Source organism: Microbacterium sp. 2FI, from assembly GCF_005502885.1.
Taxonomy (GTDB): Bacteria; Actinomycetota; Actinomycetes; order Actinomycetales; family Microbacteriaceae; genus Microbacterium.
This window is the reverse complement of the sequence record NZ_SCMR01000005.1, coordinates 166,812-175,350: the sequence shown is the minus strand read 5'-3', so window position 1 is coordinate 175,350 and position 8,539 is coordinate 166,812. Positions and strand designations below refer to the sequence as shown.

General features: G+C 68.7%; 7 protein-coding genes. 6 read left to right on the top strand and 1 reads right to left on the bottom strand.

What is annotated here, in order from left to right:
- Positions 1-195 precede the first annotated feature (195 nt).
- Genes FFS15_RS06980 through truA form a run of 3 tightly spaced genes read left to right on the top strand, consistent with a single transcriptional unit; the run spans position 196 to position 4,692 of the window.
- On the top strand, positions 196-2,373 hold the full coding sequence (locus FFS15_RS06980; protein ID WP_137844289.1) for an adenylate/guanylate cyclase domain-containing protein: 2,178 nt from the start codon (positions 196-198) through the stop codon (positions 2,371-2,373).
- Between the two features lie 8 nt (positions 2,374-2,381).
- Positions 2,382-3,815: a mechanosensitive ion channel domain-containing protein gene (locus FFS15_RS06975; RefSeq protein WP_137844288.1), complete on the top strand. Its 1,434-nt coding sequence runs from the start codon at positions 2,382-2,384 to the stop codon at positions 3,813-3,815.
- 22 nt (positions 3,816-3,837) lie between these two features.
- Positions 3,838-4,692, top strand: a complete 855-nt coding sequence (gene truA, locus FFS15_RS06970) for a tRNA pseudouridine(38-40) synthase TruA (RefSeq protein WP_137844287.1) — start codon at positions 3,838-3,840, stop codon at positions 4,690-4,692.
- Here the strand turns inward: truA and FFS15_RS06965 are convergent.
- On the bottom strand, positions 4,607-5,092 hold the full coding sequence (locus FFS15_RS06965; protein WP_137844286.1) for a hypothetical protein: 486 nt from the start codon (positions 5,090-5,092) through the stop codon (positions 4,607-4,609). The genes truA and FFS15_RS06965 overlap by 86 nt on opposite strands.
- Before the next feature lie 97 nt (positions 5,093-5,189).
- Here FFS15_RS06965 and FFS15_RS06960 point away from each other — a divergent pair, with 97 nt between their 5' ends.
- The 3 genes from FFS15_RS06960 to FFS15_RS06950 all read left to right on the top strand — a co-directional run bounded on the left by FFS15_RS06960 (position 5,190) and on the right by FFS15_RS06950 (position 8,516).
- Positions 5,190-5,912, top strand: a complete 723-nt coding sequence (locus tag FFS15_RS06960) for an endonuclease/exonuclease/phosphatase family protein (protein WP_137844285.1) — start codon at positions 5,190-5,192, stop codon at positions 5,910-5,912.
- A 382-nt stretch (positions 5,913-6,294) separates the two neighbouring features.
- Positions 6,295-7,911 carry a M28 family metallopeptidase gene (locus FFS15_RS06955; RefSeq protein WP_137844284.1) on the top strand — a complete coding sequence of 539 codons (1,617 nt, stop codon included), beginning with the start codon at positions 6,295-6,297 and terminating at the stop codon, positions 7,909-7,911.
- A 77-nt stretch (positions 7,912-7,988) separates the two neighbouring features.
- Positions 7,989-8,516: a hypothetical protein gene (locus FFS15_RS06950; protein WP_137844283.1), complete on the top strand. Its 528-nt coding sequence runs from the start codon at positions 7,989-7,991 to the stop codon at positions 8,514-8,516.
- Positions 8,517-8,539 lie beyond the last annotated feature (23 nt).

Sequence of the window (8,539 nt, the reverse complement as noted above, 5' to 3'; positions counted from 1 at the left end):
TAAGCCTCTCAGCGCCGATGGTACTGCAGGGGGGACCCTGTGGGAGAGTAGGACACCGCCGGACTTCTTTCATGAAAGGGCCACCCAACGCTGGGTGGCCCTTTCACGTTAACGCTAGTCTTTGGGCAAGTCCCGGCCTCGGGCCGGGACCTGGGGATCCTTTCCTGCGCGTCACCGCGCGTCAGAAGGGGACACATGTCCGGACAGGCGACGCCGACCGCGGCATCCACGGAGTGGGTGGGCACACCGCGATCGCGATCGCGCGCCGGATTGTCGATCTATTCGATCCTCCTGATCATGCTGCTGTCGGTGAGCGTGCTCTCGAGCATCGTCGTCGGCATCATCGGATACCTCAACGGCACCGAGGCGCTTCGGACCATCGCGTACGAGAAGCTCGTCGAGATCCGTGAGAACCGCAGCCGCGAGATGGTGCAGCTGTTCACCACGATCGAGAGCGCCGTGCGACTCGCCGCGCTCAACGACACGAGCAAGCAGGCGGCGCGTGCCTTCACGGAGGGCTTCGCCGAGCTCGATGCGCAGCCGGCCGACGCGGCAGTGTCCGCGGCCGTCGAGGACTACTACCGCACGTCGTTCGCGACAGATCTCTCCGAGGCCACGGGCGAGGATGTCGACGGACTGACCTTCGCACCCAAGGACGCGGCGCAGGCTCACCTGCAGTACCACTACGTCATCCCGTTCGAGGACTGGGAGGAGGCGATCCTCAGCGACGGCGCCGGCGACGGCAGTGCGTGGACCGAGGCGCATCGTCGGTACCACCCCTACTTCCGCGCCATGACGCAGCTTCTCGATTACGAAGACGTGCTCATGCTCGACACCGACGGCAACGTCGTCTACACCGCGTTCAAGGGCGTCGACCTCGGGACCAACCTGTTCGACGGCCCGTATCGGCTGTCGAACCTCGCTGTCGCGTATCGCACGGCGATGGACCGCAACATCGTCGGCGACGTCGTGCTGGCGGACTTCGCCGCCTACAGCCCGAGTCTCGGCAACCCCGCCGGGTGGGCGGTGACGCCGATCGCCGATGACGGCGTCGTCATCGGCGCTCTGGCGATCGAGCTTCCGATCGAGCGCATCAACGGCGTCATGACCGTCGGAGGCGAATGGGAGCTCAACGGTCTGGGCGATACCGGTGAGACGTACCTCGTCGGCCGTGACGGCTACATGCGCTCGATCTCGCGTCCGCTCCAGGACGATCCCGAGGCATATCAGGATGCCGCCGTCGCCGCGGGGCTCGAGCCCGCCGCCGCCGCGCTGAGCGTGCAGAACGGCAACACCCTCATGCAGCAGACCATCGCCAGTCAGGCGGTGACCAAGGCGCTGTCGGGAGAGACGGGGACGCTCCTCGAGCGCGACTACCTGGGCCGCGACAGCCTGATGGCCTACAGCCCTCTCGGCGTCGAGGGGCTGCCGTGGGTGATCGTCGCGCAGGAGACCTCGGCCGAGGCGCTCGTGCCGGTCGAGGACTTCACCCGGAACCTCATCCTGTCGACCGCGGCGATGATCATCTTCGTCTGCCTGCTCTCACTGGTGCTTGCGCAGGTGTTCGTCCGGCCCCTGCGACGGCTGAAGCTCGCCGCGCAGCGGATCGCCGCGGGTGACGAGGGCGTGCAGGTCGACGCCGGCTCGAGCGACGAACTCGCCGACGTGGCCAAGGCGTTCAACGACATGAGTCGCAGTCTGCAGGTCAAGTCCCACCTCATCGACGAGCAGGAGCGCGCGAACGAGCAGCTCATCCTCTCGTTCATGCCCGAGGGCATGGCCGATCGCTACAAGCACGGCGACGATGCGATCACGCAGGACAGCGATGACGTCACGGTGGTCTTCGCCGACATCGTCGGGTTCGAGGAGCTCGCGCTCGCCCTGACCTCGGAAGACGCGGTCGCAAGACTCAACGACCTCATCCGCTCGTTCGACGAGGCCGCGGAGCGCCACGGCGTCGAGCGGGTCCGCACGACGCGGCAGAGCTACCTCGCCAGCTGCGGGCTCGCGACGCCCCGTGTCGACAACGCGCGCCGCGCGGTGGAGTTCGCGCTCGAGCTCGACACCATCCTCGAGCGGTACTCCGCGCAGCAGGGCGTCGAGCTGTCGCTGCGCGCAGGTCTCGACTCGGGCAAGGTCACCAGCGGCCTCATCGGTCGCGCACGCGTCGTCTACGACATGTGGGGGGATGCCGTGAACCTGGCGTTCCGGGTGCAGGGCGACTCCGACGAGCCGGGCATCTACGTCACACAGCGTGTCGTGGACCGGCTGCCCGAGTCGGTCGCGGTGCACCCGGCCGGCGAGCTCGAGACGCAGAACGGCACGCAGCGCGTGTGGAAGGTCGATGCTCCCGTCCCCGTCGTGGAGGGGTGAGGCATCCCATGGCCGACATCGTCGCGCAGCCGTGGTTCTGGCCCGCCGTCATCGTCTCGGTCGGACTCCCGCTCGTCCTCATCGGCCTGACGGAGTTCCACAACGCGCTCGCCCGTCGGGGGAGCCGGGCGGCGCCCATCATCCTGATGGTGCGCAACTACCTGGTGCCCGTCGCCGGCATCCTGGTCCTCATCACGCAGCCGGGTGCCTGGCAGGGGCAGGGCACCTGGCCCAAGGTCGTCGCCACGATCTTCGGCCTCCTGGTGATCGTCGTGGTCATCAACGCGATCAATCACCTCGTCTTCCATCGCGGCGAGAAGGGCTCGTGGCGCGACCGGTTCCCGACGATCTTCAGCGACCTGATCCGGTTCGTCTTCATCATCCTCGGCATCGCAGCGGTGTTCTGGTGGGTGTGGGATGCCGACGTCGCGGGTGTGTTCGCGGCGCTCGGCATCACGTCGATCGTCGTGGGCCTCGCGCTGCAGAACGCTGTCGGATCGATCGTGTCGGGGCTCTTCCTCATCTTCGAAGCGCCGTTCGAGCTCGGCGACTGGATCGACACCGGCGGCACGCGGGGTCAGATCGTCGAGGTCAACTGGCGTGCGATCCACCTCGACACCGGGAACGGCATCGTCGTGATGCCGACGGCCGAACTCGCCGGCGGCTCGTTCACGAATCTGTCACGGAGTCCCGATCCGTATGCCGCGACGATCGAGGTCGCCTTCGGCAGCGACGATCCGCCGGGCCGGGTTCGCGAGCTTCTCGTCGCGGTCGCGCGCGACATCCCGCTCGTCTCGACCGCTCGAGAGCCGAGCGCCGCGACGCGTCCGGGCTCGACGTATGCGGTCGCCATTCCGCTGCGCAACCCGGGTGATCACGATGCCGTGCTCGATGCGTTCGCGACCCGGCTCTGGTACGCCGCTCGGCGGGCCGAACTGCACCTCGACGGTGATGTCACCGACGACTGGCGTACCTCCGATCGCCTGCAGGACGCACTGCGGCAGATCGGGCCGCTGCTCAGCCTCAAGCCGGGCGAGACCGACGCGCTCGCCGCCCACGCGCGGCTCGAGCGCTACTGCTCCGGCGAGTCGATCCTCCGGCCCGGGATCGTGCCGAACGAGACGCGATTCATCCTGCAGGGAACCGTGGTCCTCGGCATCCCGACCGAGCGTGAAGGCTTCGTGCACGTGACCCAGCTGGGTCGTGACGATGCGGTCGGGCTCACCGCGCTCTCGCGCACACCGACGATCTCGCGTGCGATCGCGACGAGCGAGGTCGACGTCGTGTCGCTGCCGGTCACGGTGCTCGACGACATCGTGCGATTGCATCCTGTCGTCGCCCGCGAGATCGTCCGCGAGAGCGAGAATCGGGTGCGGCTCGCCCGCGCGGCGATGGCGGCCGTCGGCGGCAGCCTGCCCCACGGCCGCCGCGTGCTCGGGTAGTTGCGGTCGTTAGGCTGGGCGGGTGCGCATCCGGCTCGACATCGCCTATGACGGCACGCATTTTCGCGGCTGGGCGCGCCAGCCGGGGCTGCGCACCGTGCAGGGCACGCTCGAGGACGCGCTCGGCCGCGTGCTCGGCGGAGCGCCGCGACTCGTCGTCGCCGGCCGCACCGACGCCGGCGTCCACGCGACCGGGCAGGTCGCGCATGTCGACCTCGACGACGCCCAAGCCGAGCGGCTCCTCAGCGCCCGCGCGCGGGGGTCGGCATCCTCACCGCCCGACCCGGTCGCGGTGCTCGCGGCGCGCGTCAGCGGCGTGACCGGCGCGTATTCCGACGTCGTCGTCACCCGCACGGCCCCGGCCCCCCAGGGGTTCGACGCGCGATTCTCGGCGGTGTGGCGCCGGTACGCCTACCGCGTCGCGGATCGCTCGGCGGGCTACGACCCGCTCGAGCGGCATCGCACGACGACGGTGCGCGGCGACCTCGACGTCGCGAGGATGGATGCCGCGGCTCGCGCGCTGATCGGCCTCCACGACTTCGCCGCCTACTGCAAGCCCCGCGAGGAGGCCACGACGATTCGAACCCTCCTCGAGTTCGACTGGCATCGCGACGCGGCGGGCGTCCTCATCGCGAATGTGCGCGCCGACGCGTTCTGCCACAGCATGGTGCGTGCGCTCGTCGGGGCGTGCGTCGCCGTCGGCGAGGGGCGCCTCGACGTGGTGGATGCCGTCGAGATCCGCGACGAGCGGGAGCGCGTGCCCGAGATCAAGGTGCTCGCGGCGCGCGGTCTCACGCTGACCGAGGTGGGGTATCCGGGCGCCGCACTGCTCGCCGCACGGGCAGAACAGACCCGCGCCCGACGCGACCTCGAGTAGCGGCATCCCTCGTCTCGCCGTGCCGGCGGAACGACAGCACCTGCGCGATCGACGTCGCCGCCTGTCGGGCGAGCGGACTGTCGGCGTCCTCGAGAGCGGCGACGACGGTCGCCGCTGCGCCCTCGAGAGCGAGAGCGCGGTCGAGTTCCGCCCGACGGGCGGTGACCTCGGCGGCGGCGGTCGTGTAGTCGTCGCGCAGGCGCGCCCGCGCGGCCTCGTCGATGCGCATCGGGCGCAGATCGATCTCGAGCGCCGCGGCGGCATGGCGTCGGCGGTTCTCGCTGCGATGCAGCGCGCGCTCGGCCTCGACGCGGGCGGCGCGGCTCGCAACCAGTGCGTCGTCCACGGCGCCGTGCAGGTCGGCAGCCGGTGCCGCGGTGGTGGGGGATGTGCGTGTCATGTTCAGCTCCTCGGGTGCGGTCGTTCCGCTCTGAGTGTCCTGTGGGTCCACGCGACGACACCTGGCCGCTACGCTTCCCTCGTAGGGTGGAGGCGACATGAGGGTCATTTCGTACAATCTGCGCAAACATCGGGCGGCCGGCGAGCTCGCCCACCTCGTCGAGCGCTACAGCGCCGATGTGCTGTGTCTGCAAGAGGCCGACACCTCGCATATCCCGGACGAGATCGCGGGGCTTCGCCTGGCCGACTCGACGCAGCGCAACAGGCTGGGGCTTGCGGTCTACTACCGCGAGAACACCTTTCGTGCTGTGGATGTGCGCGCCCTGGCGCTCAAGAAGTCATTGCACGACCGTGTGCTGAAGCCCGCCGAAGAGCGGCTCCTCGGCGTCAGGCTCCACGACATCGACGAGGGGCGGGATGTGATCGTCGCCTCGTTCCACGCGGCGCCCCTCACCGCACTCAATTCGCTGCGCCGCCACCAGATCCGCACCGCACTCACGGAGCTGCAGTCCCTCGGCGCCGACCTCCCGGCGCTCATGGTGGGTGACTACAACTACCCCGTCTTCAAGGAGCACCTCGGTCAGCACGTGCGCGAGCAGGGATTCGAGCTGAACCTCAGCGACTCTCGCACCTACACCCGGTATCGATTCTTCCGCGGGCACTACGACTTCGCGACATCGATCGGATTCGAGATCGATCGGGTGCGGACCCTGCCGCAGGGGCTCAGCGACCACCTGCCGATCCTGGTGACGGCACGACCGACCGACGCATCCGCGCGGGCGGGTTCGGCGGAACCCGAGGCATCCGTCGGCGCAGCCTGAACGGAAGTCGCGCTCGCCAACGGGGGGCATCGGCGAGCGCGACACGGGTCCGATCTCCCCGCACAGGGCTTTCGCTGCGATCGGCGACGTTGATCCGGGGGGCGGGACGCGCCCACCGAGCGAGACAGTGCGAGGGATACGAGTTCGGGCTCGTGCTCCCCAGCGTATGGCCCGTGCAGGCCCGGCTGGATGAGAATTCGATGAGACGTGGATGGCCGCATGAGTCGGCGATGAGAGTTCTGCCGTCGCTCTATCCCTTGTCGCCGTCCCACCCTAGGTTCGGCATCAGGACTCCCACCCGGGGTCCGTCCCCCTGCACGCGGCTGCAACGGTGCCGCCGCGCGCAACCGTGCCGAACCGGCACGACTGTGAAGGAGAGAACATGAATCGATCCGGCAGACCAACCAGGCGCACAGCGGCGATAGCAGCCGCCGCCGTCGCAACACTCGCGCTCGCGACGCTTCCGGCGTCGGCGGCGTTCGCGGCGCCTGCCGCAGCCGCCGCGTGCGACAACAGGAACAACAACACGATCTCGAAGCTGCTCGAATGCGTCAGCGTCGACGGCGTCAAGGAGCACCTGCAGGCGTTCCAGGACATCGCGACCGCCAACAACGGCAACCGCTCGGTTGCGAGCCCGGGCTATGAAGCCAGCGCCGACTACGTCGTCGACCAGCTCACCGCCGCGGGGTGGGACGTGTCGGAGGACGTGTTCGACTTCGCATTCCAGCCCAATGCCGAGATCCAGCAGCTGACTCCGACGGCCGTCAACCACCCGTCGGCCTACTTCACGCTCGCGGTGCTTGGCGAGGTCACGGGCGGGGTCATCCCCGTCGACCTCGCGATAGCCAACCCTGCGACATCGACAAGTGGCTGTCAGGCGACCGACTTCGCCGGACTCGACTTCAGCGGACCCAACGACATCGCGCTGATTCAGCGCGGAGCCTGCAGCTTCGCCATCAAGGTCAACAACGCCCAAGCAGCAGGGGCCGAGGCCGCGATCATCTTCAACCAGGGGAGCAACTCGACGAACCAGGGCGTCATTACGAACGTCACCCTCAATGACGGCGTGAGCCCCATCCCGACGATCCCCGCGGCGCCCACCTCGTTCGCTGCGGGCCAGACGCTCGCTCAGGCAGGATCGACGGCGCGCGTCGAGACGCTCGGCGTCGAGAACCGTCCGCAGCGCAACATCATCGCGGAGCTTCCCGGCGTCAATGACGACAACGTCGTGATGGCGGGCGCGCACCTCGACTCGGTGCCGGCAGGTCCCGGCATCAACGACAACGGCAGTGGATCGGCCGCACTCATCGAGGTCGCGCAGAACCTGTCGAAGCTGAAGCCGCAGAACACGATCCGCCTCGCGTGGTGGGCGGCTGAAGAGGTCGGGCTCGTCGGTTCGTACTCGTACGTCGACCGCCTGCCGCAGGAGGAGCGCGACCGGATCGCGCTGTACCTGAACTTCGACATGATCGGCTCGCCGAACTACATTTTCATGATCTACGACGGTGACGAGTCGGGCTTCCCGGCGCCGAACGGCGTTCCGATCCCGGAGGGCTCGATCCAGATCGAGGACCTGTTCGAGCAGTACTTCACCAGCGTGGGGGAGCCGTACGACGACGCCCAGTTCAGCGGTCGCAGCGACTACGCCGGCTTCATCGAGGTCGGCATCCCGGCCGGTGGTCTGTTCACCGGCGCGGAGGTCGTCAAGACCGCCGAGCAGGCCTCGATCTGGGGAGGAACGGCCGGCCAGGCGTTCGACCCCTGCTATCACCAGGTGTGCGACACGATGGCGAACGTCAACGATCACGCACTCGAGGTCAATTCCGACGCGGTAGCGCTCTCGGTGCTGGCGTACTCGTACTCGACCGAACTCGTCAACGGCGTGGTCGGACGCTCGATCCCCGGCGGGCTGAAGCTGCCCGTCGCGGACGGGCCTGTGGAGATGCTGAGCACGGACATCAGCGGATTCGAGCACGACCACCATCCTGAAGGGGAGTAGAGAGACCCACGACACCGACCCGGCCCGGGCGAGCCCCGGGCGGGGTCGGTGCGTCCGGGGACGATAGCGTGGGCGCCATGTCCTCACCTGCGAGCCCCGCTGTGACGCCCCGCCGACGTCGGCGGGGCCTCGTCATCGGGGCGGTCATCGGCGGTGCCGTGCTCGTGCTGGCGATCGTCGCGGGAGCGATCGCGTTCCAGCGCGACCAGGCGGCGACGGATGCCGAGAGCGACATGCGGGCGGTGGCGGCGAGCATGCAGGTTCCGGCGGACTGGACCCTGACCGATGAGACGATCACCACGAGCGGCTGGCTCGGCATCTGCGCCTACAGCGTGCAGGAGTGCCCCAGCATGCAGCGGAACTACACGCTCGAAGCGCTCCCGGATTCGTCCGACGCGATCGTCGCGCTGCTGCCCGATGCCGAATGGTCGATCGATTCGGATGACTGCCGGCCGCCCGAGAACGTCTCCGGCGTGGTGGGCGTCTGCGCCGGCACGACCGTCGTGGACGGCTTCGACGTGAGCGTCACGATCACCGCCGACGCCGAACTCGGCGGAGAGGTTTCGGGCGCCGGCGCCGTCGTCCTGATCGCACCCCACGACTGAGCATCACCGTCGTTTTGCATCGC